Consider the following 26,683-nt stretch of genomic DNA (forward strand, 5'->3'; position numbering starts at 1 on the left):
AGGGGCGGAGATGCAGCCGGGAAGGCGGCCGGAGCCGCCGCCCCGGTGGTATGTTCGTCCCGACCGACATCCACGGACCCATGCCATGCAGGTCGAACAGCTCGAGATCCTCGACTTCCTCCGCGCCCACCCGCCTTTCGACGCCTTGCCGGAGGACGCCCTGCAGCGCGTGGCGGCGGCGGTCGATGTGCGCTACTACAAGGCCGGCGAGCAGATCATCGAATTCGGCCAACCCGCCGAGTTTTGGCACGTGGTGCGCAGCGGCGCGGTGGAGGTCTTCCGCCGCAACGGCACGCTGTACAACCGCCTGACGGCGGGCGGCTACTTCGGTGAATTCGGCCTGCTGCGTCATGGCCGCGTGCGCTTTCCCGCGACTGCGCTGGAAGATTCGCTGATCTACCTGATCCCGCAGCCGGTGTTCCTCGAACTCTTCGATGGCAACGAAGCCTTCGCCGACCACGTCGAAATCGAAGACCGCACCCGGCTGCGCCAGGTCATGTCGCGCCGCGAGGATGCCAACGACCTGTTGTCGGCCACCGTCGACACCCTCGTCGGGCGCGAGGCGGTTACACTGGGCAGCGAGGCCACCGCACGCGAGGCGGCGCAGCGCATGACGGCAGAAGGCGTCTCCTCGCTGCTGATCGTCGACCCCAACCCGGACGTGCCCGAACTGCCGCTGCTGTCCGGCATCCTCACCGACCGCGACCTGCGCACCCGCCTGCTGGCGCCCGGCCTGGGCCACGACACGCCGGTGAGCGAGATCATGAGCCCGGGCGTGGTCACGGTGGCGCACAACCAGCTGGTGTTCGAAGCCATGCTGGCGATGCTGCGCCGCAATGTGCATCACCTGCCGGTGATGAAGCACCAGCGTCCACTCGGCATCGTCGCGCTGTCGGACATCATCCGCTACGAATCGCGCAACAGCCTGTTCGTGGTCGGCGGCATCTTCCGTGCCCAGACGGTGGATGATCTGGCCGCGCTGGTACCGGACGTGCGCGCCTGTTTCAGCCGCATGGTCGGCGAGGAAACCAGCGCCCACGTGGTCGGCAGCGCGATGGCGGCGATCGGCCGCAGCTTCAAGCAGCGCCTGCTGGAGCTGGCCGAAGCCGAACTCGGTCCGCCGCCGGTGCCATACTGTTTTCTCGCGCTGGGCTCGATGGCGCGGCAGGAACAGTTGATCGTCACCGACCAGGACAATGCGCTGATCCTGGACAACCGCTTCGACCCCGCACGGCACGATGCCTGGTTCAAGGCGCTCGGCGATTTCGTTTGCGACGGGCTGGCGCGTTGCGGCTACAGCTACTGCACCGGCGGCGTGATGGCGAGCAACGAAAAATGGCGCCAGCCGCTCAAGGAATGGGAGCGCCGCTTCACCGACTGGATCGAGCGTCCGACCCCCGAATCGCTGCTGCACGCCGGCATCTTCTTCGACCTCGATGGCGTGTGGGGGCGCACCGAATGGGCCGTGCGCCTGCGCGAACTGGTCGCGCGCAAGGCCCGCGACAATTCGCGCTTCCTCGCCTGCATGGCGCGCAACGCTCTGCTGCGAACCCCACCGCTGGGCTTCTTCAAGGACTTCGTCGTCGAATCCGACGGCCGCCACACCCGGGCGATCAACATCAAGCGCCGCGGCACCGGGCCGCTGTCCGACCTGATCCGCGTGCATGCGCTGGCGATCGGCTCGCAGGCGCTCAATTCCTTCGAGCGCCTGCGCGAGATCATCGGCGCCGCCATCCTGCCGCTCGGGCGCGGGCAGGATCTGTACGACGCGCTTGAATTCATCTCGGCGGTGCGGGCGCGCAATCAGGCCCAGGACCTCGCCGCTGGCAACGAGCCGGACAACAGCCTCGACCCCGAAAAACTGTCCGAATTCGAACGCAAGAGCCTGCGCGACGCCTTCCTGATCCTCGGCAACGCGCAGAAATACCTCAAGTACCGCTACCAGCCCGGCCGGGCCAACTGAGCACGGCACGATGCTGCACCTGGGTGACATGAAAGCGAAACCGGGCCGCGCTTCGCGCCGGGCACGTGCCGCCGCGGGCATAGCCTGGCCGCAGCGTTTTGCCGCGCTTGCCGCCACCACGCGCGACCGGCGCCTGCAGTCCTTCTATGCGCAGGGCGCGCCGGCGGGTAGCAGCCTGCTGAAGGACGTGCCAATGGCGGCGCTCGACATCGAAACCACCGGGCTGAATCCCGCACGCGACGAAATCGTCAGCATCGGCGTGGTGCCGATGAGCGTGACGCACATCCAGGCCAGCGCCTCGCGCTACTGGGTGGTGCGCCCCGATGGGGAACTGAAGCCGGAATCGGTGGCGATCCACGCCATCACCCATGCGCAGATCGAAGCGGCCCCCGATCTGGACGCGATTCTCGGCGAACTGCTGGAGGCGCTGGCCGGCCGCGTCGTCGTCGTCCATTGCCGCAGCATCGAGCGCGGCTTCCTGGATGCCGCGCTGCGGATGCGCACCGGCGAAGGCATCGAATTCCCGGTCATCGACACCATGGAGCTCGAAGCGCGCTTGTACCGCCGTCCGCCCGGCTTCTTCGCCTGGCTGCTGGGCCGGCGGATGCGCACGGAGTCGATCCGCCTGGCCGACAGCCGCAGCCGCTACAAGCTGCCACGCTACCGGGCACATCACGCGCTGACCGACGCACTCGCCACGGCGGAACTGCTGCAGGCGCAGGTGGCGTATCGGTTTTCGGTGGAGACGGCGCTTGCCGAGGTGTGGGGGTAATGTGTATTCGAAATTAAAAGGGGGCAGGCTCTAGATTGAATTGCAACACCCAGCAATATTCTTTGGTTATTACGTTCTAGGTGACTCCAATCCTTTCAAGCGTGATTGAGCAGCAAAAATTTTGCTCCTTCAAGCTCCCGAATTTTTTCCACTTTACTTGAAAAATGCGAAATGGAAATTTTCTTCTCTGCCAGAAAACTCATATGAGCGGAAAAGCCTTGAAGCACCTCGTCCTTCACCAGAAGCTTGTTGGCATAATCGATCACTGAGGAGTCTCGCCCTGAAAACGTGCTGCGAACGAGCGTTGTTTTGTCAAGTGTCTTCCTGAGTTCATCGATCCATTGCACGCCGCGCTGAGTGCCGTTGACGAAGTCGAGGAATCTGATCAGATTGGCTGCAGGCAAGGACTGGACATAGCGCATATCGAGAAGATGGGCTGGATCGTCCTGGAGCAACAATTTTCCGCAATGCCTACGTGCGAGAACTCGCCATTCATGGCGGTGCTTTTCCATCTCATCCCTTGCTGCATCGCCCATACCCAAGTCACTGGTTGCCATTACGCTGCCAAGGCAGGCAAGCATGTAGCAATCTTCAGATGCGCTCAGTTCAACAATGTCTTCGATCTCGTCGAACTGAGATCGGTAATGATAGGCAAGAGTCGTAAATGACTGCTTGCTCTGTAACAGCAGATCACGCCGCATGGCTTCATCCGTCGCCCGCTGCGACAGACGCAGATGGTCAATTGCCGCCAGCAGTTTCGCCCGCTGCGAGGACTGCAGGAACCTCTTGATTGCCTTGGTCTGCTTTTCGATTGCATTGAGCTTCTGATCGATACGCCTCAGACGTGAGGCAAGAAACGTGAAGCCTGTAACGGATGTGACCAGCCCGAGGCCGGACAGCGCCGTCGCTGCCATCGAGTAATTCAGAATCTGCTCGGTTGCCGCCTTCACCGCCGCCACATTCGACGACAGTGCCTGCAACTGAATGCCGTTTACAATGGAGCCGATGGCGCCCAAGCCGGGTACTGCGTTGAGCAACCCGGCAGAGGCCGGCATGGCAAGATGAGAAACGATACGGCCAGCGGTATCGCGTATGACTCCACCATGGAGCGTCAAATTACCTGTCGCCAATCCAATTACTTGATCGACTGGTATGGAGCGCGCGATATTCAGGCCAAGGTCAGCCAGCATCGAGTCCACCTCTGTATATTTTCAGTAATTTCTTGGCCCATCAACTCCGCTTCGATTTTAATCCAAAGGAAATTTTTCCTTTGTGACATCCGTCACAAGTCCAGATTACGCTCGGACATCAGCATCGGGGCGTTCCGTCTTGCCGATTTTCTTGACCAGGCGTTCAACGATTCTGGCTTCCATTTCAGTGAACAAAGCCTCTTGATCACTGGTCGCTGATTTCGGTTTTCTCATGAATCGCCACCAATAATAGAATCCCGCACCAGCGGCGATGCACCCCACAGCAGGAAGCAGGAACGCTATAACAGCGCTGCTCGGAGTGATACCGATCGACATCAGTAATGCTTTCAACCCTGTTGCTTCAACTGTTGTTGCTGCAACGCCAGCACTTCCAATGATGCTGGAGCCGGCACCTGAAAGCACGGCTACTGCGGTCGCACCCAGTCCTGCCGCAGTGCCGGTTGCTGTAGCAACGAGTCCAGTGATCGCTGCGGTGCTCAGGTAAGTACCTGCCATGTATCCACCTGCGCCAGTAACGATCATTCCCCCTGCTGCGTGGGGCACCAAGGTGCTACCACCGGTAGTCAGAGCGGTCAGGATGGGTATCAGGGGTAGCGCCATAGGGGGGCAGATCGAACTTGACGTTGTGCTTCACGCGTGAAAATCGCTTCACCAGTTTTTCTAAAGTCATTCGCATAAATCGCACTCCTTGGGGAGTTGTTAGCCGTTTCTAATTAAGAGCGTCGAGAACGGCGTTCTCAATTACTCCCTTAGAGTTGCAAGTGACGGTTTCTGTTCTTCTGTCAAACCGCCGCATCTCTTGAAATTCTGTATTGACACTTACACTCGGACGATCCGTGGAGCGTGTGACGAAGACATTGAACGAAGCCTTGCGTCCGAATGGAGTCCACAGACCTCCAGTGCCGCAATCTGCAGCATCGTCATTGAACAACATTGATTCTGCGTAAATTACGCCACTGTCCTTTGCAATATTTTTGATCGGTATATTCCTGGACGCGAAGAATTGAACTAGTTTCTCCCAAACCTCATCGTAGCTTTGGTTGTAAGTGCGTGAGTTATCTATGCTGTAAATCGATGGCATGGTTCCGCAACTGGCAAGTGCTGTAGCGGTGGCTGTTGCAATAGCAAGGCTTCTGATGCGGCTCATCTTGTCCCTTTTTGGCTGTGAGAGAAGTAATCTTAGGCTCCCCCAAAAACACATCCTGCCATCGGGAGGCAAGTTTGCAGTTGGTGAAGTTGTTGGCGCTTTATCATATCGCGCTCGACCGTCAGGCGAGGGCTAAAAAAGAGAGAAATAACTTGGTAATAAAAATTGCTGTCTGGCAGGCTGAAGAAGTGTTGCCTGCGCAGATCATTTAAGAGTGACGGCATTATTTTTCCAGAATGTATTCTGTTCCTACACAAGTCCCTCTATTGCCCCCAACCAATTTCTCCTTCGGCGAAGATGCAATCACTCTCCATCCGTTATCAAGATAGCTCTTGAGTTCCTTGCTGAGATCGCTACATTCTTTCTCCATTTGCATTACTGCATAACTGTCTTTTTGCTTGTAGCTGATGGACTGTGCCTCAAATAAAATCTCTTGCTTTTTGCTGCATCCTACTGTTGAGAGCGTCAGAAGCGCTAAGAGCCCGAGTTTAACGATTGGCATAAAAACCTTTGGTCGAATCAACATCTGTTGCTAGCCAAAATCCAGTGGTATGACAGTAGCCGCGTAATATGGAGTTTGTGCCTTACTTGATGAGTAATAGATGATGCTGGTGTGATGATCAGTCTGAAACATCTTGGTTGATGCAGCATGCGGCGCTTCTGCGTCAACAAGCCAGGAACCATGCCTCATCTTGAGTCGGATCAGTTGTCTGGCTATGCGAATGCCGTACTCAGTCTCGGGCGCTCATCCATGAAATAATTCGTGGCGTCTTTGCACCTTCTTCCGCAATTAGGGCATCGCTTGCTCGATTGCCAAATTTCGCTGTCCATCGGGCCGAAGTTCTCGACGTAAATGGTGCAACTGTTTTCCCACGCTTTCTTGAGGTGAGCTTCCCCTGAAATTTCGCCTTCCAACCGGTCGTGTATAAACTCGACGGAAAGGAAGGGAATCAGGGATGTTCAAAGTACCGAAGCAATCGTACACGGCGGAGCTGTTACAGGCGCAGGTGGCGTATCGGTTTTCGGCGGAGAGTCCGTTGCGGGATCTGTGGCAGTGAGCATAGGCCGCTTTCGACTCATTCTTTTCAACCGGGCTGAGTAAACGGGTAGGATGGGTAGCAGGGCTGTTGTAACTATGCGAATCACATTTTCAGAAGAGGATCTATTCGCATCATTCAATAGCGATTTGCACAAAACTTGTGCAAATTAAGGCTGTTCGGGAGTGAAATATGGTCACAAAGATCGATTTCAGTTATGCCAAGTATGTATATGCGGCAACTCTGGGATGGGTAGAGCCGTAGGCGAAACCCATCAACACCGGAAAGATTTCGCGCCACGACTGATGGGTTTCGCCTGCGGCTTTGCCTACGTAGTCCGGCTCATCCTGTAAATAACTGCTCGTCGAATGTGTAGTAAGCGACGCCATTTATTTCCCTGGATACAAGCATCTTTCTGTTTTTCGATCCCCTGTTTTTCTTGTCGTAGTTCGACAAATTGTTGTTCGGATCGTCAATTCCCGCGTTTCTTATGTCGATGCTGCTAAAGATTGGAGGGAGTTCATTAGATTGAACTTTAGTCCTTAATTCTTCGATAAATGTCATGATGTAGCCCTTTCAATTTCTGCTTGATCGGAATGGTCATCGACTAGGGGGCCAGAAAGAAATGCTGATGCGATCTTTGGTGATGGGAGGGATTCCTGAGAGAAAAAGTAGAACGGCTTGGGCTCCGTTCTTTGCTTCCCAGACATCCCTAAGAATCGCCTTAGAATGCATTGATCCATCCGCTAGCTTTTTTGGGAAAAAATTCCCTATTTGTGTGGTGAGGTTCAGATAACTCTGAATGTTGACGTTGCCGCCAAAGTCTACGCTGATTCTTATGACCTTCTTAGACTTGCCAATAGAAACCTCATAGTTTTTTGTCGGTAGCCCGAATGCCGTTCCTGTCATTTCCATGTGACTGCAGTCGAGAATAATGTCTGTGTTTGAGGTTTCTGACTCATTGCAGACGAATCCCTTGGCTTCGACTTGTTTCTGTGTCATGTCAAAGGTGATGCCATTGTGGCCTTCAAATGCAATGACGTGACTGCTCAGAAAGGTAATTGCAGCAACGAGAAGCGTGTTTCCTAATTTTCTATGCTGATAGGATTTATGAGGCGTGGCGATACTCATGGAAGAGGTTCCGTAGCTGTTAGGGCGATCGCCTACAATACTACGTATTTCGTAGAGATCGAGCAAGCGAATCCTACGAGTATCGTAGGATGCGTCTCAAGCCCCCTACCTCCTGTTTTGGCCGCCGGATGCGGGAAGCCCGCAAGCTGGCGGGCATTCCGCAGGACAAGCTGGGGGTGGCGATCGGGCTGGATGAGGGGACGGCGAGTGCGCGGATCAGCCGCTACGAGACGGGCGCTCACGCGCCGCCCTATGACGTGGCGAGCAAGCTGGCCCGGGTGCTGCGGGTGCCGGTTGCATATTTCTACTGCGAGGACGAAGCGCTGGCGCGCCTCATCGTTTCTTGGGGCGAGGCGTCGGCAAGCCAGCGGCAGAACATCGTGGCTTTCGTCGAGCGAGAACTGCGGGGGGAGATACTGTCTTGATCGTCCGCGCCCTCGCGGCTGAAGCCGCTTCTACGAAAAGCTTGACCCGGATAACGGTATCTTCAGCCGCGAACAGGGCTCGGATGCTGTTTCCACGGCCGTTTCGCGGCTAAAGCCGCTTCTACGGCACGCTGGGCTGCGAGTTGGTGGTGGATGGGCCTTGGCCGCTCAGGCGGCGTCAGCCCTGCGCCCAGTCCTCGATCATCAGGCTGCCGACACGCTCGAATTCACGCACGTTGTTGGTGACGAGGATGGCTGCAATGCTGAGTGCGTGGCCTGCGATGAGCGTGTCGAAAGGGCCGATTTTTTGGCCCTTTTTCTCCAGCATGGCGCGAATCTGCGCCGCATGGTCGCAGGCAGCGGCATCGAGCGGCAGTACGTCGAGCATGGCGCAAAAAGTGCTGATGTTGTACAGCGCCTTGTGCGGTGCCATGGATTTGTAGGCGCCACTCAAAAGCTCGAAGCGCGTGACTTCGGAGATGCACATCTGCTGATGGTGCGCGTTGAAGATGGGCAGCACATGTGCAGGGCGCCGGTTGATGACGTGGATGCAGATGTTGGTGTCGAGCATGTAGCGTGTCACGCCAGCGACTCCCGCTCCTGCATGGCGGGCTGGTCGCGCTCGGGTAGCAGGGCGTCATCATCCACAGACTGTGCAAACCACGCGTCCCAAGTGTTGCCTGCCGGAGCAATGATGCGGGTGTTGCCCACGGCCACGATGGTGACTTCATGCACTTCGGGCGCGAAGGCCACTGATTTGTGAAAGCGGACGGCCTGGCTCTTGTTGTTCAGAAACAGGTTGGTGCGAATCATGTCGTGCCCCTGTGTTCGGTGTATATGTGTATTGTATATACTGCACTGGCGCTGTCAAGGTGGGGCGAGAGCGTTGCGACGGTAAGCCGGAGCGACACGCAAAGGCACCCATGCTCGATGGCAGGGTGCTTTTCGTGGAGGTGATGTGCCGCCTGGGGCAAGCGGCGTTCAGGGCTTGATCGTCAGCATGTTGTTGACCGAGGCCACGCCTTCGATGCCGGTGGTGATCACCGAGGCGCGCTCGATTTCGGCGCGGGAGTCGACTTCGCCCGTCAGCGTCACCACGTTCCTGACGGTCTCGACCTCGATGTTGCGCGCCTTGGTCAGTTCGTCCCTGGCAAGTGCGGTCTTGACCCGGGCGGTGACGGTGGCGTCGTCGATGAACTGCCCGACCGATCCGGGCTCCTTCTCCATGCTGTCGCTTTCCGCAGGCCGTGTTTCGGCCGGGGCCATGTCGGAGGCTGCAAAGGCGGCCGGCGCGGCAAGACCGATGACGGTGGCGGCGAGGGTGGTGGCAAGAATCTTGTTCATGGTCGAATCTCCTTTCTGGATCGGGCCGGTTCGCGCAACGCACGGGCGTTGCCGCGTCCGTCGTCCCTGTGGCCCATACGATAGGCAGCGGAGGCCGCCGCGTGCATAGGCGCATGCCGCTTGCGTGTGTCGGATGTCGCCGACACGGCGTAGGCCTCGGCCTACACCGGGGCTGCGGCCGCAAAACCCCCGAAAACGCCGAAGGCCCGCAGGTTTGCGGGCCTTCGGGGCTTGTTGGGGCGGCAGGGCGCGCGCGGGACTGCTTATTCCAGGCCCTGGCTGGAGAGGTATTCCTCGTAGGTGCCGCGGTAGTCGATGATCTGGCCGTCGAGCTTGATCTCGATGATGCGGGTGGCCAGCGAGGACACGAACTCGCGGTCGTGCGAGACGAAGATCAGCGTGCCGTTGAATTTGTCGAGGCCGCCGTTCAGCGACTCGATCGATTCCATGTCGAGGTGGTTGGTCGGTTCGTCCATCAGCAGCACGTTGGGCCGCGACAGCATCAGCTTGCCGAACAGCATGCGGCCCTGCTCGCCGCCGGAGATGACCTTCACCGACTTCTTGACCTCGTCCCCCGAGAACAGCAGGCGGCCCAGCGTGCCGCGCAGCAGGGTTTCGTTGTCCTCGCCGGTGGCGGCCGCGGTGATGCGGGAGTAGGGCGCGATCCAGTCGGTCAGGCTGACGTCCTCGGCGAAGTCGGCCGAGTGGTCCTGGGCGTAGTAGCCGGGCTTGGCCTTCTCGGCCCATTTGACCTGGCCCTTCTGCGGCTTCAGTTCGCCTACCAGCAGCTTCAGCAGCGTGGTCTTGCCGACGCCGTTCTCGCCGATGATGGCGACTTTCTCGCCGGCCTCGATGGCGATCGAGAACTTGTTGATCAGCGGCTTTTCCATGCCTTCGTAGCCGAAGCTGATGCCGTCGACTTCGCAGGCCAGGCGGTGCAGCTTGTCCTTTTCGTCGTAGTCGAAGCGGATCCACGGGTACTGGCGGCTGGACGGCTTGACGTCCTCGGGCTTGAGCTTGTCGATCAGCTTCAGGCGGCTGGTGGCCTGCTTGGCCTTGGACTTGTTGGCCGAGAAGCGGCGCACGAAGGCCTGCAGTTCCTGGATCTTGTCCTTGGCGCGGGCGTTGGCGGCGGACTGGCGCTCGCGCGCCATCGTCGACGCTTCCATGTAGTCGTCGTAGTTGCCCGGGTAGATGGTGATGGTGCCGTAGTCCAGGTCGGCCATGTGGGTGCAGACCTGGTTCAGGAAGTGGCGGTCGTGCGAGATGATGACCATCGTGCAGTCGCGGTTGTTCAGCACGTCTTCCAGCCAGCGGATGGTGTTGATGTCGAGGTTGTTGGTCGGCTCGTCCAGCAGCAGGATCTCGGGGTTGGCGAACAGTGCCTGGCACAGCAGCACGCGCAGCTTCCAGCCGGGGGCGACTTCGCTCATCGGGCCGTTGTGCAGCGCGGAGTCGATGCCCACGCCGAGCAGCAGTTCGCCGGCACGCGCCTCGGCGGTGTAGCCGTCGTATTCGCCGACCTTGCCTTCCAGCTCGGCGGCGTGCATGTAGTCGTCTTCGGTGGCGTCCGGATTGGCGTAGATCGCGTCGCGCTCCTGGATCGCGGCCCACAGTTCCTCGTGGCCCATCATCACCACGTCGAGCACGCGCATGTTCTCGTAGGCGAACTGGTCCTGGCGCAGGTAGGCCATGCGCTCATGCACGTCCTTGGAGACGTTGCCGGCGGAGGGTTCGAGAATCCCGCACAGGATCTTCATGAAGGTCGACTTGCCCGCGCCGTTGGCGCCGATCAGGCCGTAGCGGTTGCCGTCGCCGAACTTGACGGAAACGTTCTCGAACAGGGGCTTGGCCCCGAACTGCATGGTGATGTTGGCTGCGACGAGCACGGAAAATCCTGTTTGTCAGATAAAACAAAGCCTTGCATTATAGCGCAGGCTGTTGGTCGTGAGTGTTGCAGGACAGTGACGCACAGGGATGCCACGGCCGCCCCGACAAAGAAAAACCCTCCGGCGCCACCGGATCGGGGCGCGGGAGGGGTGAAGGGAGGACAGGATCGAGGACTGCTTACTTCAATCTCGGCTGCACGATGATCTTCACCGCCGATTCATTGTTGTGGATCAGGGTCTCGAAGCCCTGCGAAACCAGGTCGTCGAGCTGGATGCGCTGGGTGATGAAAGGCTCCAGGTCGATCTTGCCCTGCTCGACCAGCTTGATGGTTTCCTGATGGTCGTTGCAGTAGGCGATCGTGCCGCGCACGTCCAGCTCCTTCATCACCACGCTGTGTACGTTGATGGTGGCCGGATGGCTCCAGATCGACACGATCACCACCACGCCGGTGGGCTTGGTCGCGGCCACCAGGGCGTCCAGCACCTTGTTCACGCTGGTGCATTCGAAGGCCACGTCCACGCCCTTGTCGCCGGTGAGCTTCATCGTTTCCGCCACCACATCCACTTCGGACGGGTCCAGGATGTGGTCGGCGACGCCGGATTCGCGGGCCTTCTCTTTCCGCTTGGCGCTCAGCTCGGTGATGATGACGGTCAGGCCCTTGGCTTTCAGGATCGCCGACAGCAGCAGGCCGATCGGGCCGGCGCCGCCGACCAGGGCCACGTCGCCGGCCTTGGCGCCGCTGCGGCTCCAGGCGTGGTGGCCTACCGACAAGGGTTCGATCAGCGCGGCCTGGTCCAGCGGAATCCTGTCGGAGATCGGGTGCACCCAGCGGCGCTTGACGGCGATCTTTTCGGACAGGCCGCCGCCGCGGCCGCCCAGGCCGATGAAGTTCATGTTCTTCGACAAGTGGTAATTCTCGCCCGGCCCCGTGGGCACGTCGTCGGCCACGATGTAGGGTTCGACCACCACGTGCTGGCCGACCTGGATGTCGTCCACGCCTTCGCCGACGGCATACACCACGCCGGAAAACTCATGGCCCATGGTGACGGGGGCGGATTCGCCGGAAATCGGGTGCGGATGGCCGCAGGGCGGAATGAAGATCGGCCCTTCCATGAACTCGTGCAGGTCGGTGCCGCAGATGCCGCACCAGGCCACTTCGATGCCGACGGTGCCCGGCGCCACGACGGGTTCGGGGATGTCTTCGATGCGGATGTCGCCGCGGTCGTAAAAACGTGCTGCTTTCATGGGTCAAACTCCGTGCTCGTGAATTCCTGTGGTCGTCGCCGGAGCGCCTCGCCCCTCGCTGGGGAGGCGCTCCGGAAACCTCTCGCTCAGCGCAGGTGATGCACTTCCTGCAGGCCATAGACCTGCACCGGCAGATCTTCCTGGCGCGCCTTCAACTGCAGCGCCAGGTACAGCGAGTAGTGGCGCGACTGGTGCAGGTTGCCGCCGTGGAACCACATGTTCTCCTGCTGCGTGGGCTTCCACATGTTGCGCTGCTCGCCTTCCCAGGGGCCGGGGTCCTTGGTCGTGTCCGAACCCAGGCCCCAGACCTTGCCGACCTTGTCGGCCACTTCCTGGCTGACGAGGTCTGCCACCCAGCCGTTCATCGAACCGTAGCCGGTGGCATAGACGATGAGGTCGGCGGGCAGCTCGGTGCCGTCGTCCAGCACCACGGCGTTCTCGCTCAGGTGGCTGATGCCCTTGCCCGATTGCAGCTTGATGCTGCCGTCGATGACCAGGTCGCAGGCGCCGACGTCGATGTAGTAGCCCGAGGCGCGGCGCAGATACTTCATGAACAGGCCCGAGCCGTCATCGCCGAAGTCGAGCATGAAGCCGGCTTCCTCGAGCTTGCGGTAGAACTCGGCGTCGCGCTCGCGGATGCGGTCGTACAGCGGGACCTGGAAGTCCGCCATGATGCGGTAGGGCAGCGAGGCGAAGATCAGGTCGGCCTTCTTCGTCGTCACGCCGTTGGCGACGGCGCGCTCGGAGTACAGGTCGCCCAGGCCGATGTCCATCAGCGAATCCGAGCGCACGATGTGCGTGGAGGACCGCTGCACCATGGTCACGTCGGCGCCGTGTTCCCACAGCGCGGCGCAGATGTCGTGCGCGGAGTTGTTGGCGCCGATCACCACCACCTTCTTGCCGCTGTAGGCGTCCGGCCCCGGGTGCTGCGACGAATGCTGCTGCTCGCCCTTGAAGACGTCCTGGCCCTCGATCTTCGGCACGTTGGCCTTGCCGGACATGCCGGTGGCGAACACCAGGTGTTTCGGCCGGATGACCAGCGTCTCGCCGTCGCGCTCCACCGTCACTTCCCATTCCTTGCGGGTCTCGTCGTAGCGGGCGTTCAGGCAATTGGTGGAAGACCAGTAATTGACTTCCATGACCTTGGTGTACATCTCCAGCCAGTCGCCGATCTTGTCCTTGGGCGCGAACACCGGCCAGTTCGGCGGGAAGGGCAGGTAGGGCAGGTGGTCGTACCACACCGGGTCGTGCAGGCACAGCGACTTGTAGCGGCTGCGCCACTGGTCGCCGGGGCGGGGGTAGCGGTCGATGACGATGTGCGACACGCCCAGTTGCCGCAGCCGCGCACCCAGCGCGATGCCGCCCTGGCCGCCGCCGATCACCAGCACGAAGGGCTGCTGGCTGCGGCCCAGTTCGGCCGCTTCTTCCTCGCGGCGCTCCAGCCAGGTCTTGCGCCCGCGCTGGATGCCGTGCTCGGCGCCCATCGGCCGGCGCGTGTTCAGCGGCTCCTCGTGGCCCTTGAGCTCCTGGGCGGTGGTCAGTAGCGTCCAGATGCGGCCGTCCTGAATGCGGATGTGGCCATGGCCGGCGATGAGTCGGGTGTCGATGTCGATCCATGCGGAAACCACGCCATCGGCTTCATCCACCGTTTCGCCGGGGCTGAGGCTGAAGACGACCGGCGAGGCGGCGTCCAACTGCGCGTCCAGCATCTGCCGGATGGCGGCCCGGCCTTCCAGGGTCTTGAGGTTCCAGGTCAGCAGCACCAGGTCGCGCCAGTAGCATTCGTCGGCGAACAGCTCGGCTGCGGCCTGGGTGTCGCGCCTGGCCAGTGCGGCGTTGAGCTGGTCCAGCATTGCCTGGGCGCGGGCAGTGGGGGTTGAAGTCATGATGTCTCCAGAATCGTTGTTGGTGTATGCCTGCCCGGTGTGCGGGCGGAGGAGGTATCGCAAACGTCGTGCCATGCCTGTCCGGACCACTCGGGCATCGTGAAATCAATGGTTTGCCGAACGACGGCTTGAACATCTGCGTCGCGCTGGCTCATTTCGCCGCTTCAGGTGTTGCAATGGCTGCGACAGGTGTCGCATTGGCCATGCTGCGGTGCAATATCATTTCTGGGTAAACCTTCATTCACCTGCGGGTGCTTTGATTCCAGAATCCCTGGCACTTTCCACCGCGCAATGCGCCATGCCATCCGGGCAATTCGGGATTCGGGCGTGCACATGTTCCATTGCAAGCCAATCAACGGCAGGTGTGCCTGAATGAGCTGCCGTGCCGGCCGGCTGGTTTTTCCGATTTCGGCGTCATTGGTTTATCGATCGTTCAATCGTCAGGAGACATCATGAGCAAGAAAGTCGCAGTCATCACCGGTTCCGCCGATGGCCTGGGCAAGGGAATTGCCGAGCGCCTGGCGGCAGATGGTTTTCGTATCGTGCTGTCGGACATCGATGCCGGGCAGCTCGCCGTGACCGAGCAGGAATTCAAGCGCAATGGTCACGAGGTGAGCTCCTTCGTCGGCAACGTCGCCAGGCGCGACGACCAGTTCGCGCTGGTGGCTCATGCCGTGGCCGTTTTCGGCCAGGTCGACGTCTTCATCAACAATGCGGGCATCGAGGACGTGATGCCGCTGGATACCGTGCGCGAGCCGGATCTGGAAAAAGTCTTTTCGGTGAACGTCTACAGCGTGGTCTATGGCACGCAGGCCGCGGCCGAACAGATGAAGAAGCAGGGCACGGGCGGCAAGATCATCAATGCCTGCAGCATTGCCGGACATGAATCCTACGAATTCCTGGGCGTGTATTGCGCAAGCAAGCATGCAGTGCGTTCGCTGACGCAAAGCGCTGCCAAGGAATTGGCGCGGCACAAGATCACCGTCAATGCCTATTGCCCCGGCGTCGCCGCCACGAAGATGTGGGACCGCATCGACGAGGAAATGGGCAAATACCTCGGCACGAAACCGGGCGAAGCCTTCGAGCGGTTTTCGTCGGGCATCCTGCTGGGCCGCCCGCAGACGGCCAAGGACGTCGCCGATTTCGTTCATTACCTGGCCTCGCCCGATTCGGACTACATGACCGGGCAATCCATCATGATCGATGGCGGTATCGTGCTGCGCTGACTGCCGCTAAACTGCAGCGGATGGGCGATGGGCCTGCTTGCAGGCCCATCGCCCACATGCAAACACTCAACGCCAGGGTCTGCGATGCCGCCCCAGTCCTACGTCTCGCACATCAAGGAGATCGAAGCCTTCGGGCTGGGGCAGCCCATGCATGGGGGCAGCAGGGACGAGGCCGTGCTCGGCAGCTGGCGCCGCTGCCTGGACCATCACCGGCTCGATCCGGCCCGGACCTGCGAAGCCGTCATTGTTCCCGAAGGGCAGTTGCGCCAGCATCAGGAAGAATCCGAGTCGCTGATCCGCATCGCCCGCAGCGGGCTGGAGCGGCTCTACCAGCAGTTGAAGGGCCTGGACTACGTGCTGCTGCTGGCCGATCGCCATGGCGTGGCGGTGGATTTTCTCGGCCGGGAGGCCGACACTGGCGACCTGCGCCGCGCCGGCCTGTACCTGGGCGCCGAATGGCGCGAGGACCGTGCCGGCACTTCTGCCGTGGGCGCCTGCCTGGCCACCGGCGACGCCCTGATCGTGCATCAGAGCGACCATTTCGACTTCACCCATACGCGGCTGTCCTGCACTGCGGCGCCGATCTACGACCTGCGCGGCGAACTGGCGGCGGTGCTCGATCTTTCCCAGCTCAGGTCGCCCGAGGAGCGGGCCAGCCAGGGTCTGGCGCTGAACCTGGTGGTCGCGGCGGCGCGGCGCGTGGAACTGGCGAACCTGATGGCACAGTCGCGCAGGGACTGGGTGCTGCGCTTTTCCCAGTCGCCGGATTTCCTCGACGTGGACCCGGACGCCGCCATCGCCGTCGATGCGCATGGCCGCATCAACGCCATGACCCACGCGGGCGCGCGCCTGCTGGCCGCGGCGGCGCGGCTGGACTGGCGGCGGCGCCATGCGCTGATCGGCCAGCCGCTGGAGCGCTTCTTCCAGTTCGACGCGCGCCACCTGCCCAATCTGCGCGCCGACCGTCCGGCGCAGCAACGCATCGTCCGCGCCTGCGACGGCAGGGTCCTGTTCGCCCATGCGATCGAGCCGATGCGTGTGCGGAACCCGGCCTCGCGCCCGCTGACGCCCGCGCCGCTGCCTGCCGCCTTGCAGGCGCTCAGTGCCGGCGACCCGGTAATGGACGCGCTGCTGCACAAGGCCGCAAGGCTGGCGCCGCGGAACCTGCCGATCCTGGTGCAGGGCGAAACCGGCGCCGGCAAGGAGTTCCTGGCACGCGCCATCCACGGCGCCAGCGGCCGCGGCGGCGCGTTCGTCGCCATCAACTGCGCCGCCATTCCCGAGTCGCTGCTGGAGAGCGAGCTGTTCGGCTACCTGCCCGGCGCGTGGACGGGCGGCGCCAGCAAGGGTCGCCAAGGGCTGGTCGAGGCGGCCCATCGCGGCACCCTGTTCCTCGACGAGATCGGCGACATGCCGCTGGCGCTGCAGGCCAAGCTGCTGCGCGTGCTGTCGGAGTCGCAGGTCCTGCCGCTGGGCGCGCGCGAACCGCGCACGGTCGATATCCGCGTGGTGTCGGCTTCGCACCGGCCACTGGCCGAACTGGTGCAGTCCGGCCAGTTCCGCCAGGATCTGCTCTACCGCCTCAACGCCGCGGAACTGCAGCTGCCGCCGCTGCGCCAGCGCCGCGATCTCGGCGGCATGATGGACCGGATGCTCGCCGACCTGGGCAGCCAGTACAGCCTCGGCGAGGCGGCGCGTGCGATGCTGCTCGCCCACCCGTGGCCCGGCAACCTGCGCGAGTTGAACAACGTGCTGCGCTATGCCGTCGCGCTGTGCGGCGACGGGCCGCAGGCCGGCGCGGAGGCTTGGGAGTGCGTTATCGAGCAGATCCATCTGCCCGACAGCCTTCAGGCGGTCGATGTGCTGGATGCCGGGCCATCCGTGCTGCAGATGGGCAGCGCCGCAGCGCTGGACGAGGCGGGCGGCGCTGGCGGGTGTTTCCAGCCCGGCGGCGCCGTGGAGCTGGAACAGTTGCTGGCGCAGTGCCACGGCAACGTCTCGGAAGTGGCGCGGCAGCTGGGCGTGAGCCGTTCCACGGTACATCGGCGCATCCAGCGCCTGCAGCTGGGCGTGCGCTGCGCCCGCTGGAGCAAGAGACCGTCCTGACCGCCGCGCTGTTCGAGTTCAGTGCTGCGGGAAGATGCCACCAATGATCTGTTCGTCAGGGGGGAGGCGTACGGTCCATCTGGCGAAGAATGTCCATGAACATGGCTGTCGGGATAGGCCCATAAAGCTCATAAATGTTGTCGCAGCCGACCGAGTCGCATCCCTTCAGGATGACGGCGATCTTTTCAAGTTCGGTCGGGTTGCGCCAGAAACCGTACGCGACAATGTCGTTTCGTTCCGAGCGAGTGATCTTCGCTGACTGATCGAGCCCGAACAGCTTTCTCAGTCGACGCGATTCAGCGGAGTCAGGATCCAAGTCCCCGATTTTGACGAGTAGCGAATCAAAATCCTGCGTATCCTGGGCTCGGGGAAAGCCGGCGCGTTGAGCTTGTTCAAGTGCCTGAGCGGACGTTGACGCCGACATTGAGATCAGATGCTCGGGTCCGTCCTGTGTGGCCTTGAGGGATAGATGGACTCCCGGCAGCGAAGCAAACGTATTCATGCGTGCGATCCGATCTGCCGGAAAACGAATGCTCAGTTCATCAATCTGGATGCTCAGGCAGTTGGTGCATGCTGCTGCCTCCGGCCACGGCAGAGGTTCGATCATGGCGCCTGCGCCTGCGATGCATGGTGAGGTATAAACGGTCGTGAGTAGCCATGCAGCCAAGATCCAGTTTTTCATGTGTTTTCCCAAACAGGAAGTTTCCGATGGGCGATGCCCATCTCTGCAAGGTTGAGTTCACTCTGCCAGGATCGGATGACTTGCCGGGCACAAGTCATCGATAATCTGCCTAGATGTGTCTGGAATATTCCGTTCCCGAGATATGTGATCAGCCAGAATGGAGAAGGTTTTCCGCCGCTCGGTTTCGGAGCCCATGCAAAGGCACGTGAACATTTCTGTGTTTCAAACAGCATTGTTCCGAAAACCTCAGCAACACGTTGATTGACGGCTCCGTCCCACACAGGCGTTATTCCGGCAAGTCTGTAGAGCGCCTGAATCATGCCTTTGATCTCGAGCTTCTCATCTTCTGTGAGCGTCGGGGTGGTCCTTTATGCTTAAAACTGGAAGAGGGTCGTATTTTATGCGAATGGAGAAATGGCTGCAGGGTTTCATGATCATAAGCGCCTTGCAGGTCGGAGATGATCGAAGTCGTCGGCCAGGGCGAAGTCCGAACACCGGGGAGCCGTAGAGCCAATGGAGCATTCCTGCTTGGTGCCGTCGCAGAGTTGGAGCAGGACCGCCAGATTTCGCGAGTGATGGCGGCCGGCTGTCGGAATCGTCCGACGCGGCTTTCGGATCGGGCTGATGGGGAGCGTGGACGGCCTCGCCTACAGTGAGGGCGTGCTCAGGCATCGAGCAGCACCCTCAACCCCAAGGAGAGCAGCCATGAACAAGGACATCATCGAAGGCAACTGGAAGCAGCTCAAGGGCAAGGTCCAGCAGCAGTGGGGCAAGCTCACCGACGACGACTTCGACGTCATCGCCGGCCGCGGCACCGAGCTTGCCGGCCGCATCCAGGAACGCTACGGCATCAGCCGCGACGAGGCCGAGAAGCAGGTCAAGGACTGGCAAAGCCGTCTTTGAGCCCGAGGACTTCCTTGGTCGCCGGGTTCCCGCTTGCGGGCGGGCATCCGGTGGTTTTCCCGACCTGCAAGGAGAAAACCATGCTTCACTACGCAGTCGTTTTCTTCGTCATCGCCCTGATCGCGGCCCTGTTCGGCTTCAGCGGCATCGCCGCCGGCGCGGCGGGCATCGCCAAGATCCTGTTCGTCGTCTTCCTGGTGATGGCGATTGCCAGTTTCGTCGTCAACCTCCTCAGGGGGCGCTGACTCAAGTTTGATCAACTTCGACCGGATGAACCGACATGCTGCGCATCGCCATCGTCGATGACCACCAGATCGTGCGCGCGGGCTTTCGCGAGATGCTCGCCGATGAGTTGGGTTTCGCCTTCCCGTTCGAGGCGGCGTCCGGCGAAGAGGCGCTGCAGGGCCTGCGCGAGCACGAGGTGGACGTTCTGCTGCTCGATTTGTCGCTGCCCGGACAGAGCGGCATCGACGTACTGCGTGCGGCGCGCCAGCGCTACGAGAAGCTGCGCATCCTGGTGCTGTCCGGCTTCCCGGAAGAACGCTACGCACTGGCGATGATCCGCAACGGCGCCGACGGCTATCTGTGCAAGGACTGCTCGCGCGAGGACCTCATCAACGCGATCCATGCCGTCGCCCAGGGCCGGCGCTACCTTTCGCCCCGCACGGCTGAACTGCTGGCGGAGGAGTTGACCGGCGGTGGCGGCGGCGCGCCGCACGAAAAGCTGTCCGACCGCGAACTGCAGGTGTTCCTGCGCCTCGCGCGCGGCGAATCCGTGTCCGACATCGCCGCGGTGCTCAATCTCAGCGTCAAGACGGTCAGCACCTACCGCTCGCGCCTGCTCGAAAAGCTGCAGGTGTCGAGCAACGCCGAACTGGCGACCTATGCCCTGCGCCATGGGCTGATTCTCGAATGATCGAATGACCGGTTTCACGTCATGGCTGCCTCTGCGTCTTCTTCTTCGCTGCGCGTCGTGCTGATCGAGGATTCACCGATCCTCTGCGCGATGTTGCGCGACATGCTGAACGAGCTCGACGGCGTCGAGGTCGTGGCCGATGCCGATGGCGAGCAAGCGGCCGTGGCCGAACTCGAACGGCAGCAGGCCGATGTCGTCATCGTCGACCTGGAATTGCGCCAGGGCAGCGGTCTTGGCGTTCTAGCGTGCCTGCAGGCCGAGCCGGAGCGCTACGGCAGTCCGCGCGCGGTGGTGTTTTCCAACTACGGGCACAGCGCGCTGCGGGCCCGCTGCAAGGGGCTGGGCGTCGAGTACTTCTTCGACAAGTCCTTTCAGATGGACGAACTGCTCGAATTCATCCAGAGTGCTGCCGCGAGGCACTGAACCGCCCTCGGCGAGCTGCCCTCAGCGCTCCGCCGCCGCAAGCGGAATGCGCGCCACGATGCGCGTGCCGCGGCCGGGGCGGCTGTCGATGTCGAGCTGGCCGGCCAGCATCTGCACGCGGTGGGCGATGCCGGTCAGGCCGTGGCGCATCGGCTGGCGGACCGACGGATCGAAGCCGGTGCCGTTGTCTTCCACCTTCAGCACGATGCGGTCTGCCTCTGCGGCGAGGCTCAGGCGGACGTGCGTGGCCTGGGCGTGGCGGCGGATGTTGGTGAGCGCCTCCTGCGCGATCCGGTACAGTGCCAGCGACACCGGCGCCGGCAGGTCGGGCAGGGTGTCGGGCAGGTCCAGCTCGATCCGGCCGCCGTCCTCGTCCCCCGTTCCCGGCTGCGCCAGCGAACGCAGCGCTTCGACCAGGCCCAGGTCGGACAGCAGCGGCGGGCGCAGGTCGGCGACCACGCGGCGCTTGATCGCGATGATCTGGCCCAGCGTATCGAGCAGGCGGTCGAAGCGCTCGCGCAGCGGGGCGATGGCTTCGTCCGGCAGCTTGCGTGCAATCCAGGCCGCGTCCATCTTCGCCGCGGTCAGCAGCGAGCCGAGCTCGTCGTGCAGCTCGCGGGCGAGGCGCTCCTTCTCTGCCTCGCGGGTGTTGGTCAGGTAAGTGGCCAGGTTGCTCAGCGCGGCGGTGCGCATTTCCACCACGGACTGCAGGCGCTCGTTCTCGGACTGCAGCAGCATCTCGAGCCGCTCGCTCAGGCGATCCTGCCGGTAAAGCAGCACGATGATCGTCGCCAGCAGCACCAGTACGCCCATGCCGAGCACGGTGTTGGTCCGCCGCGCATCCCCCAGGTTGTGGAACGAAGCCAGGATGGTGTCGTGGATCTGCTCCATCGTCTGCGACCGCAGTGTTTCGATCAGCGCACGGATGTCGTGGGTGATCTGTTTGCCGCTTTCCGTGCCGTCGTCGGTTTCCGGGCCGGCGCTGCGTTCGATGGCCCGTGCCAGCAGCGCCCAGCGGGTTTCGACCCGCGTGGCCAGCTGTTCGACCGTGTTGCGCTGGGCGGCGTCCGGCCAGCTTTCGGCCCGCAGCGCGGCAAGCGTGATGTCGATGTCGGCGCTGCCGTCCCGGTAGGGGGCGAGGTGGGCCGGATCACCCGTCAGGATGAAGCCGCGCACGCCCGACTCGGCATCGAGCAGATGCACCAGCAGGCTGTCGAGATGGGCGACGCGGCTCGATTGCTGCTGCAGCTTCTGCAGCGCGTCGCGGCTGGTTTCGGCGTGGTGCTGCGCGGCCATCAGCCAGACGGCCCCCAGTACGAAGCCGAGCACCAGCACCACCAGTAGAAGCAAGGTGGAAGCGCGCGGCAGGCGGGAAGGCAGGCGGGGCAAGAAGCGTCTCGGCAAGTGGCGTGTCGGATCGTGGAGATGTTATAGCGGATGCCCGCCGCATCGGCCAGACGGGCCATACCCTGATGGCGCACCATGGCAAGAAGGGGGATTGCTCCCCCTTGCTTGCGCATGCCCCGACACGGATTTACGGGCGAATGGCGATGTCGTTCTTGACCGCATGCACGCCCGGCGTGTTGCGCGCGATGTCGGCGGCGCGGCTGCGTTCGGCGGCACTCTTGGCGAAGCCGGAGAGCTGGACCGTGCCTTTCAGCGTCTCGACGCTGATCGCCATGGCGCTGACGGTGGGATCTTCGGCGAACTTCGCTTTCACCCGGGTGGTGATGGTAGCGTCATCGACGTACTGGCCGACGGTGGATTGGTCGCGGGTGACGGCGCAGCCGACTGCAGTGAAGGCGAGCAGACCGGACAGGGCGAGCGTGGCGGCGGTATGCTTCATGATGCGTCTCCTTGGTATTCGCGGGCTCTCTCGGATATCCGCGACGGGCTTCATTCCCGCCTGCGGGTGCGATTCAAATGTATCCTCGGGGCCATACCGGCGCTGTCCGACAGCGCGGATTGCGTTGTAGGACGATTCTGTCAGCCGCCCCGCATTTCCATCCGGCATTCATCCGAACGCTCCAGCCGCCATGCGCTTCCTCCATTCCGCCGACTGGCATCTCGGCCGTGTGCATCACGGCGTTTCGCTGCTCGAAGACCAGGCCCACATCCTGGGCGAATTCGTCCGCCTCGCCGCCGATATGCGGCCCGACGCCATCCTGCTGGCCGGCGACATCTACGACCGTTCGGTGCCGCCGGCCGAGGCGGTGCGCCTGCTCGACCTGGTGCTGACCGAGCTGGTGCAGGGGCTGCGCATTCCGGTGGTGATGATCGCCGGCAACCACGACGGCCCCGACCGCCTCGCCTTCGGCGCCGGCCTGCTGGGCGGCGCCGGGCTGACGGTGCGCGGCCCGTTCGAGCCGCAGGCGCGGCCGCTGGTGCTGCACGACGAGCACGGCGCGGTCGCGATCCATGCGCTGCCCTATGCCGAACCCGCCGTCGTGCGCAGCGCGGTCGCCGGCCGGTACAGTGAAGACGCCGAAAATGCCGCACCCGCGATCGATTCCCACCAGGCCGTACTGGCGGTGCAACTGCAGGCCGCGCGCGCGGCGCAGCCGCAGGGCGCGCGCAGCGTCGTCGTCGCCCATGCCTTCGTGCTCGGCGGCAGCGAAAGCGAATCTGAGCGGCCGCTGTCGGTCGGCGCCAGCGGCGCGGTCGATGCGGCGCTGTTCGACGGCTTCGACTACGTCGCGCTGGGCCACCTGCACCGGCCGCAGCAAGTGGGGCAGGCGCGCATCCAGTATTCCGGCTCGCTGCTCAAGTATTCGTTTTCCGAGGCGGATCACGCGAAGTCGGTGAACCTGGTCGAACTCGATGCCGCAGGCGCCTGCACGGTCGAACGCATCGCGCTGACGCCGCGCCGCGACCTGCGCATCGTCGAAGGCCAGCTCGACGCCATCCTCGCCGGCGGCGCGGCCGATCCGGCGCGGGACGACTACATCCTCGCCCGCCTCACCGACAGCGGCGCGCTGCTCGACGCCATGGGCCGGCTGCGCGGCGTCTATCCCAACGCGCTCGCCATCGAGCGCCCGCAACTGGCCGGCGACGGGCCGGGGCGGGCGGCGGCGGACCATCGCCGCGTGCGCATGCAGGATCTGTTCGCCAGCTTCCATCGCGACACCACCGGCCAGGCGCTCGACGAAGCGGGCGCGGCCGTGCTCGAGCGCATCGCCGAGCGCCTGGAACGGGAGGCGCGCCACGCATGAAGCCGCTCAAGCTCTCGCTGCAGGCCTTCGGCCCCTTCGCCGGGCGCGAGACGGTGGATTTCACCCGCCTGCCGCCCGGCGCGCTGTTCCTGATTGCCGGCCCCACCGGCGCCGGCAAGACCTCCATCCTCGACGGCATCACCTACGCGCTGTACGGCGACACCTCCGGCGGCGAGCGCAGCGCGCGCGAAATGCGCAGCCACCACGCCGACGCCGCGCTGCAGACCGAAGTCGAACTGGAATTCGCCCTCGGCGGCCAGCGCTACCGGGTGCGCCGTGTGCCGGAGCAGACGCGCGCGGCCCAGCGCGGGGGCGGCATGGTCGATGCGCCGGCCAAGGCCGAACTCTTCCGCCTCGCCGTCGACGACCAAGGCAGCGACGGCCGGAGCTGGCAGCCGCTGGCGCAACGCACCACCGAAGTCACCCAGCAGGTCGAAGCCCTGCTCGGCTTCAAGGCCGAGCAGTTCCGCCAGGTCGTGCTGCTGCCGCAGGGCCAGTTCCGCAAGCTGCTGGCGGCGAGTTCGGCCGAGCGCGAGAGGATCCTCGAAACCCTGTTCGGCACCGCCGCCTACAAGCGCCTGCAGGACGCGCTGAAAGCCGAAGCCGCTGCGCTGCGCGAACGCGGCGAGCAGACCCGCCTGCGGCGCGACACCTTGCTGCAGCAGGCCGAGGCGGAATCGGCCGAAACCCTGTCCGCTCGTATGGATGCCCTCGGCGCCGCGCTGGCGGCGCTGGAAGCAGAGGAAAAAGCCGCCCGCGAAGCGGATGCCGCCGCCCGCGCAGCGCTGCAGCAAGGCCAGGCGGCAGCGGCCCGTTTCACCGAAGCGCAGGCCGCCGCCGCCGCGCTTGCCGTGCTGACGGCCGGGCGAGCGGAAATCGATGCCCGGCGCCAGCGCCTGGACGATGCCCGGCGTGCGCAACAGGTGTCGCCGGCTGCCACTGCATTGTCGGCCGCCCGCAGCGCCGCGGCCGAAACCGGCCAGCGCGCGCGGCAGGCTGCGGAAGCCGCCGAGCAGGCGGCCGAAGCATTGCTCAGGGCAGATGCGGCGCTGCAGGCCGAGGCCGCGCGCGGCGACGAGCGCGAAGCCGCGCAACGCGAACAGATGCGGCTCGAAGCCCTGTTCGATGCCGTTGCTCGCCTTGCCGAAGCGGAAACCGCCTTGCAGGCCCGTCAGCGCGAACGCACCGCCGCCGATGCGCGGCTCGCACAGGCGGAAGCCGCCTGCAAGGCCCTCGACGGCCAGCGCAGCCAGCTTGCCGGCCGCATCGACACCTTGCAGGCCCAGGCCGCGCAGGCGGCGGCACTGGGCCTGCGCGTGCAGCAGGCCGAGCAGCGCGAACAGGCGCAGGCCCGCCTTGCCGCCAGCGTCGGCCAACTGAAGCAGGCGCAGGCGCTGGACGAGGCGAAGCGGCAGGCGTTCGAGGCGGCGCAACAGCACATGCTGCGCCGGCGCGAGGCTTTCGACGCACTGGACGCAGACTGGCGCCGCGCGCAGGCGGCCATCCTTGCTCACCATCTGCACGACGGCGGGGCCTGCCCGGTGTGCGGCAGCGCCTCGCACCCGTCGCCGGCCCGCTTCGACGGCGAACTGCCCACCGAGCAGGCTTTGCAGGCGGCGCGCGATGCTTTGCGTGCGGCCGAAGCCGCGATGGAAACCGCCCGCCACGAGCGGGACGATGCCGCGCAGAAACGCGCCGCGGCCCAGGCCGAAGTGAACACGCGCCAGGCTGCGCTGCACGGAGGCGCTGCCGCTGATCAGCTACAGCAGGATCTGTTCGGCTCCAGCGCCGACGAGGACTTGCCCGCATTGCGGACAGCCTTGCAGGCTGCGCGTGCCGCTGCGGCCGAAGTCGAGCAAGCGCGCGGACAACTGCAGCAAAGCGAGACCGCACTGGCTGCTGCCCAGGCCGCGCTCGACGACGCGCGCAAGCAGGCTACAACGGCCGCCAGCGTAGCCGAAGGCGCCTTGCGCGTGGCCGAGGAAAGGCGCGGCGCGGTGCCCGAGGCCCTGCGCTCGCCGCAGGCGCTCGGCACCGCGCTGGCGGCGGCGCGGGCCATGCGCCAGCGCCTCGATGCCGCGCTGCAGGCCGCCCAGGAAGCACAGCGGCAAGCGCTGAACCACGATGCGTCGCAGCGTGCACAGCGCGATGCCCAGGCCCTGGCGGTTGGCGCAGCCGAAGCGCGCGTGGCCGAGGCCGCCGCCCAGTTCGCCGATGCGCTGCATGCCGCCGGCTTCGGCAGCGCCGAGCCGGATGGCGCGGAAGCCGCATGGCGCGCGGCCGTGCTGCCCGCTGCGCAAATGGACGCGCTCGCGCAGCAGATCCGCAGCGCCGACGAACAGCTCGCCGCCGCACAGGCGCGCAATCAGCGCGCCGCGCAGGCCATCGCCGGACTGACGGCGCCGGACCTCGCCGCACTCGACGCCCGCGCCACCGCCTGCCGCGAACAGGTCGAAGCAGCCGTCGCCCGCATCACCCACAACCGCAGCGAGCAGCACAAGCTGGCCCGCACGCTTTCACTGCTGGACGAAATCGCCCGCGAGCACGGCGCCATCGAAGCCGAATACCGCGTCGTCGGCCGCCTGGCCGAGGTCGCCAACGGCGACAACGGCCGCAACCTCACCTTCCAGCGCTACGTGCTCGCCGCGCTGCTAGACGATGTGCTGCGTGCCGCCTCGCTGCGGCTGAAGGCGATGAGCCGCGGCCGCTACCTGCTGCAGCGGCGCGAGGACGTCGCCGACGGCCGCCGCGCCGCCGGGCTGGATCTGGAAGTGTTCGACGACTACACCGGCCGCGCCCGCCCGGCCAGCACGCTGTCCGGCGGCGAGGGCTTCATGGCCTCGCTGTCGCTCGCGCTCGGCCTGTCCGACGTCGTCCAGGCCTACGCCGGCGGCGTGCAGCTCGACACCTTGTTCATCGACGAAGGCTTCGGCAGCCTCGACCCCGAATCGCTCGACATGGCCATGCGCGCCCTCATCGACCTGCAGCAGCGCGGCCGCAGCGTGGGCGTGATCTCGCACGTCGAGGACATGAAGCAGCAGATCGGCGTGGCGATCGAGGTGGTGCAGGGGGTGAGGGGGAGCAGGGTGCGGATGGTGGGGGTGGAGAGCGCTGGTCCGCTCATCCTGGAGGATGTGCGGATCGGACCGGCTTCCATGGGGTAG

At 63.6% G+C, this 26,683-nt stretch carries 26 protein-coding genes; 11 read left to right on the forward strand and 15 right to left on the reverse strand.

Annotated features, from left to right (window positions below):
- Positions 1-85: 85 nt before the first annotated feature.
- A complete protein-coding gene (locus tag ACNQFN_RS01745) occupies positions 86-1,963 on the forward strand; it encodes a DUF294 nucleotidyltransferase-like domain-containing protein (RefSeq protein WP_418647778.1) in 1,878 nt (625 codons plus the stop codon).
- 28 nt (positions 1,964-1,991) lie between these two features.
- Positions 1,992-2,735 carry a 3'-5' exonuclease gene (locus ACNQFN_RS01750; protein ID WP_418647779.1) on the forward strand — a complete coding sequence of 248 codons (744 nt, stop codon included), beginning with the start codon at positions 1,992-1,994 and terminating at the stop codon, positions 2,733-2,735.
- Between the two features lie 95 nt (positions 2,736-2,830).
- Here the strand turns inward: ACNQFN_RS01750 and ACNQFN_RS01755 are convergent, their stop codons facing one another.
- From ACNQFN_RS01755 to ACNQFN_RS01775, 5 genes are all read right to left on the reverse strand, one after another.
- On the reverse strand, positions 2,831-3,925 hold the full coding sequence (locus tag ACNQFN_RS01755; protein WP_418647780.1) for a hypothetical protein: 1,095 nt from the start codon (positions 3,923-3,925) through the stop codon (positions 2,831-2,833).
- 105 nt (positions 3,926-4,030) lie between these two features.
- Positions 4,031-4,468, reverse strand: coding sequence for a hypothetical protein (locus ACNQFN_RS01760; RefSeq protein WP_418647781.1), 438 nt, complete (start codon positions 4,466-4,468; stop codon positions 4,031-4,033).
- 187 nt (positions 4,469-4,655) lie between these two features.
- Positions 4,656-5,093 carry a hypothetical protein gene (locus ACNQFN_RS01765; protein ID WP_157659172.1) on the reverse strand — a complete coding sequence of 146 codons (438 nt, stop codon included), beginning with the start codon at positions 5,091-5,093 and terminating at the stop codon, positions 4,656-4,658.
- A 223-nt stretch (positions 5,094-5,316) separates the two neighbouring features.
- Complete coding sequence (locus ACNQFN_RS01770; RefSeq protein ID WP_418647782.1) at positions 5,317-5,619, reverse strand: hypothetical protein; 303 nt, start codon at positions 5,617-5,619, stop codon at positions 5,317-5,319.
- A 1,111-nt stretch (positions 5,620-6,730) separates the two neighbouring features.
- Positions 6,731-7,261 carry a hypothetical protein gene (locus tag ACNQFN_RS01775; protein ID WP_418647783.1) on the reverse strand — a complete coding sequence of 177 codons (531 nt, stop codon included), beginning with the start codon at positions 7,259-7,261 and terminating at the stop codon, positions 6,731-6,733.
- A gap of 89 nt (positions 7,262-7,350) precedes the next feature.
- On the opposite strand from ACNQFN_RS01775, the gene ACNQFN_RS01780 reads away from it, so the two are divergent.
- Positions 7,351-7,686 carry a helix-turn-helix domain-containing protein gene (locus ACNQFN_RS01780; protein WP_418647784.1) on the forward strand — a complete coding sequence of 112 codons (336 nt, stop codon included), beginning with the start codon at positions 7,351-7,353 and terminating at the stop codon, positions 7,684-7,686.
- Between the two features lie 178 nt (positions 7,687-7,864).
- Here the strand turns inward: ACNQFN_RS01780 and vapC are convergent, their stop codons facing one another.
- The 6 genes from vapC to ACNQFN_RS01810 form a co-directional block, all read right to left on the reverse strand.
- Positions 7,865-8,269: a type II toxin-antitoxin system tRNA(fMet)-specific endonuclease VapC gene (gene vapC / locus ACNQFN_RS01785; RefSeq protein WP_418647785.1), complete on the reverse strand. Its 405-nt coding sequence runs from the start codon at positions 8,267-8,269 to the stop codon at positions 7,865-7,867.
- Positions 8,266-8,499: a type II toxin-antitoxin system VapB family antitoxin gene (vapB, locus tag ACNQFN_RS01790; RefSeq protein WP_418647786.1), complete on the reverse strand. Its 234-nt coding sequence runs from the start codon at positions 8,497-8,499 to the stop codon at positions 8,266-8,268. Before vapB ends, vapC begins: the two co-directional genes overlap by 4 nt.
- A 168-nt stretch (positions 8,500-8,667) precedes the next feature.
- Complete coding sequence (locus ACNQFN_RS01795; protein ID WP_068637985.1) at positions 8,668-9,030, reverse strand: BON domain-containing protein; 363 nt, start codon at positions 9,028-9,030, stop codon at positions 8,668-8,670.
- Between the two features lie 263 nt (positions 9,031-9,293).
- Positions 9,294-10,919 (reverse strand): ABC-F family ATPase, encoded by a 1,626-nt coding sequence (locus tag ACNQFN_RS01800; protein ID WP_068637986.1) that lies wholly within the window; start codon positions 10,917-10,919, stop codon positions 9,294-9,296.
- Between the two features lie 178 nt (positions 10,920-11,097).
- Positions 11,098-12,165 (reverse strand): 2,3-butanediol dehydrogenase, encoded by a 1,068-nt coding sequence (locus tag ACNQFN_RS01805; RefSeq protein ID WP_418647787.1) that lies wholly within the window; start codon positions 12,163-12,165, stop codon positions 11,098-11,100.
- Between the two features lie 86 nt (positions 12,166-12,251).
- Complete coding sequence (locus ACNQFN_RS01810) at positions 12,252-14,051, reverse strand: NAD(P)-binding domain-containing protein (protein ID WP_418647788.1); 1,800 nt, start codon at positions 14,049-14,051, stop codon at positions 12,252-12,254.
- A gap of 452 nt (positions 14,052-14,503) precedes the next feature.
- Between ACNQFN_RS01810 and ACNQFN_RS01815 the strand changes: the two genes are divergently transcribed.
- Both ACNQFN_RS01815 and ACNQFN_RS01820 read left to right on the forward strand, forming a co-directional pair.
- Positions 14,504-15,277 (forward strand): acetoin reductase, encoded by a 774-nt coding sequence (locus ACNQFN_RS01815; RefSeq protein WP_068637998.1) that lies wholly within the window; start codon positions 14,504-14,506, stop codon positions 15,275-15,277.
- A gap of 84 nt (positions 15,278-15,361) precedes the next feature.
- Positions 15,362-17,383, forward strand: coding sequence for a sigma-54-dependent Fis family transcriptional regulator (locus ACNQFN_RS01820; RefSeq protein WP_418647789.1), 2,022 nt, complete (start codon positions 15,362-15,364; stop codon positions 17,381-17,383).
- Positions 17,384-17,438: 55 nt separating this feature from the next.
- Here the strand turns inward: ACNQFN_RS01820 and ACNQFN_RS01825 are convergent, their stop codons facing one another.
- Both ACNQFN_RS01825 and ACNQFN_RS01830 read right to left on the reverse strand, forming a co-directional pair.
- Positions 17,439-18,065, reverse strand: a complete 627-nt coding sequence (locus tag ACNQFN_RS01825) for a hypothetical protein (RefSeq protein ID WP_418647790.1) — start codon at positions 18,063-18,065, stop codon at positions 17,439-17,441.
- Entirely contained in the window at positions 18,062-18,385 is a 324-nt protein-coding gene (locus ACNQFN_RS01830; RefSeq protein WP_418647791.1) for a hypothetical protein, read from the reverse strand. The genes ACNQFN_RS01825 and ACNQFN_RS01830 overlap by 4 nt, the downstream gene beginning before the upstream one ends.
- Positions 18,386-18,770: 385 nt before the next feature.
- Between ACNQFN_RS01830 and ACNQFN_RS01835 the strand changes: the two genes are divergently transcribed.
- From ACNQFN_RS01835 to ACNQFN_RS01850, 4 genes are all read left to right on the forward strand, one after another.
- The gene (locus ACNQFN_RS01835) at positions 18,771-18,968 is read left to right on the forward strand and encodes a CsbD family protein (RefSeq protein ID WP_415248159.1); all 198 of its coding nucleotides are present in this window, start codon (positions 18,771-18,773) and stop codon (positions 18,966-18,968) included.
- Positions 18,969-19,048: 80 nt separating this feature from the next.
- Positions 19,049-19,213, forward strand: a complete 165-nt coding sequence (locus tag ACNQFN_RS01840; protein WP_083953669.1) for a DUF1328 domain-containing protein — start codon at positions 19,049-19,051, stop codon at positions 19,211-19,213.
- Between the two features lie 35 nt (positions 19,214-19,248).
- A complete protein-coding gene (locus tag ACNQFN_RS01845; protein ID WP_068638022.1) occupies positions 19,249-19,884 on the forward strand; it encodes a response regulator transcription factor in 636 nt (211 codons plus the stop codon).
- A 21-nt stretch (positions 19,885-19,905) separates the two neighbouring features.
- The gene (locus ACNQFN_RS01850) at positions 19,906-20,307 is read left to right on the forward strand and encodes a response regulator (RefSeq protein ID WP_068638024.1); all 402 of its coding nucleotides are present in this window, start codon (positions 19,906-19,908) and stop codon (positions 20,305-20,307) included.
- A gap of 21 nt (positions 20,308-20,328) precedes the next feature.
- Here ACNQFN_RS01850 and ACNQFN_RS01855 read toward each other — a convergent pair whose 3' ends face one another.
- Both ACNQFN_RS01855 and ACNQFN_RS01860 read right to left on the reverse strand, forming a co-directional pair.
- The gene (locus ACNQFN_RS01855; RefSeq protein WP_418647792.1) at positions 20,329-21,696 is read right to left on the reverse strand and encodes a CHASE3 domain-containing protein; all 1,368 of its coding nucleotides are present in this window, start codon (positions 21,694-21,696) and stop codon (positions 20,329-20,331) included.
- A gap of 145 nt (positions 21,697-21,841) precedes the next feature.
- Positions 21,842-22,153: a BON domain-containing protein gene (locus tag ACNQFN_RS01860; RefSeq protein WP_068638026.1), complete on the reverse strand. Its 312-nt coding sequence runs from the start codon at positions 22,151-22,153 to the stop codon at positions 21,842-21,844.
- Positions 22,154-22,343: 190 nt separating this feature from the next.
- On the opposite strand from ACNQFN_RS01860, the gene ACNQFN_RS01865 reads away from it, so the two are divergent.
- Both ACNQFN_RS01865 and ACNQFN_RS01870 read left to right on the forward strand, forming a co-directional pair.
- A complete protein-coding gene (locus ACNQFN_RS01865) occupies positions 22,344-23,519 on the forward strand; it encodes an exonuclease SbcCD subunit D (protein WP_418647793.1) in 1,176 nt (391 codons plus the stop codon).
- The gene (locus ACNQFN_RS01870) at positions 23,516-26,683 is read left to right on the forward strand and encodes an AAA family ATPase (RefSeq protein WP_418647794.1); all 3,168 of its coding nucleotides are present in this window, start codon (positions 23,516-23,518) and stop codon (positions 26,681-26,683) included. Before ACNQFN_RS01865 ends, ACNQFN_RS01870 begins: the two co-directional genes overlap by 4 nt.

Origin of the sequence: Thauera butanivorans, from assembly GCF_048398245.1 — a bacterium.
Lineage (GTDB): Bacteria > Pseudomonadota > Gammaproteobacteria > Burkholderiales > Rhodocyclaceae > Thauera > Thauera butanivorans.

Bases quoted from the DNA above. Each gene is read 5' to 3' on its own strand.
- ACNQFN_RS01860 (WP_068638026.1), bottom strand. From the start codon at position 22,153: ATGAAGCATACCGCCGCCACGCTCGCCCTGTCCGGTCTGCTCGCCTTC.
- ACNQFN_RS01820 (WP_418647789.1), top strand. From the start codon at position 15,362: ATGCCGCCCCAGTCCTACGTCTCGCACATCAAGGAGATCGAAGCCTTC.
- ACNQFN_RS01870 (WP_418647794.1), top strand. From the start codon at position 23,516: ATGAAGCCGCTCAAGCTCTCGCTGCAGGCCTTCGGCCCCTTCGCCGGG.
- ACNQFN_RS01750 (WP_418647779.1), top strand. From the start codon at position 1,992: ATGAAAGCGAAACCGGGCCGCGCTTCGCGCCGGGCACGTGCCGCCGCG.
- ACNQFN_RS01850 (WP_068638024.1), top strand. From the start codon at position 19,906: ATGGCTGCCTCTGCGTCTTCTTCTTCGCTGCGCGTCGTGCTGATCGAG.
- ACNQFN_RS01805 (WP_418647787.1), bottom strand. From the start codon at position 12,165: ATGAAAGCAGCACGTTTTTACGACCGCGGCGACATCCGCATCGAAGAC.
- ACNQFN_RS01760 (WP_418647781.1), bottom strand. From the start codon at position 4,468: ATGATCGTTACTGGCGCAGGTGGATACATGGCAGGTACTTACCTGAGC.
- ACNQFN_RS01825 (WP_418647790.1), bottom strand. From the start codon at position 18,065: ATGAAAAACTGGATCTTGGCTGCATGGCTACTCACGACCGTTTATACC.
- ACNQFN_RS01845 (WP_068638022.1), top strand. From the start codon at position 19,249: ATGCTGCGCATCGCCATCGTCGATGACCACCAGATCGTGCGCGCGGGC.
- ACNQFN_RS01815 (WP_068637998.1), top strand. From the start codon at position 14,504: ATGAGCAAGAAAGTCGCAGTCATCACCGGTTCCGCCGATGGCCTGGGC.
- ACNQFN_RS01765 (WP_157659172.1), bottom strand. From the start codon at position 5,093: ATGAGCCGCATCAGAAGCCTTGCTATTGCAACAGCCACCGCTACAGCA.
- ACNQFN_RS01770 (WP_418647782.1), bottom strand. From the start codon at position 5,619: ATGTTGATTCGACCAAAGGTTTTTATGCCAATCGTTAAACTCGGGCTC.
- ACNQFN_RS01755 (WP_418647780.1), bottom strand. From the start codon at position 3,925: ATGCTGGCTGACCTTGGCCTGAATATCGCGCGCTCCATACCAGTCGAT.
- vapB (WP_418647786.1), bottom strand. From the start codon at position 8,499: ATGATTCGCACCAACCTGTTTCTGAACAACAAGAGCCAGGCCGTCCGC.
- ACNQFN_RS01780 (WP_418647784.1), top strand. From the start codon at position 7,351: ATGCGTCTCAAGCCCCCTACCTCCTGTTTTGGCCGCCGGATGCGGGAA.
- ACNQFN_RS01810 (WP_418647788.1), bottom strand. From the start codon at position 14,051: ATGACTTCAACCCCCACTGCCCGCGCCCAGGCAATGCTGGACCAGCTC.
- ACNQFN_RS01775 (WP_418647783.1), bottom strand. From the start codon at position 7,261: ATGAGTATCGCCACGCCTCATAAATCCTATCAGCATAGAAAATTAGGA.
- ACNQFN_RS01830 (WP_418647791.1), bottom strand. From the start codon at position 18,385: ATGATTCAGGCGCTCTACAGACTTGCCGGAATAACGCCTGTGTGGGAC.
- ACNQFN_RS01745 (WP_418647778.1), top strand. From the start codon at position 86: ATGCAGGTCGAACAGCTCGAGATCCTCGACTTCCTCCGCGCCCACCCG.
- ACNQFN_RS01865 (WP_418647793.1), top strand. From the start codon at position 22,344: ATGCGCTTCCTCCATTCCGCCGACTGGCATCTCGGCCGTGTGCATCAC.
- ACNQFN_RS01840 (WP_083953669.1), top strand. From the start codon at position 19,049: ATGCTTCACTACGCAGTCGTTTTCTTCGTCATCGCCCTGATCGCGGCC.
- ACNQFN_RS01835 (WP_415248159.1), top strand. From the start codon at position 18,771: ATGAACAAGGACATCATCGAAGGCAACTGGAAGCAGCTCAAGGGCAAG.
- ACNQFN_RS01795 (WP_068637985.1), bottom strand. From the start codon at position 9,030: ATGAACAAGATTCTTGCCACCACCCTCGCCGCCACCGTCATCGGTCTT.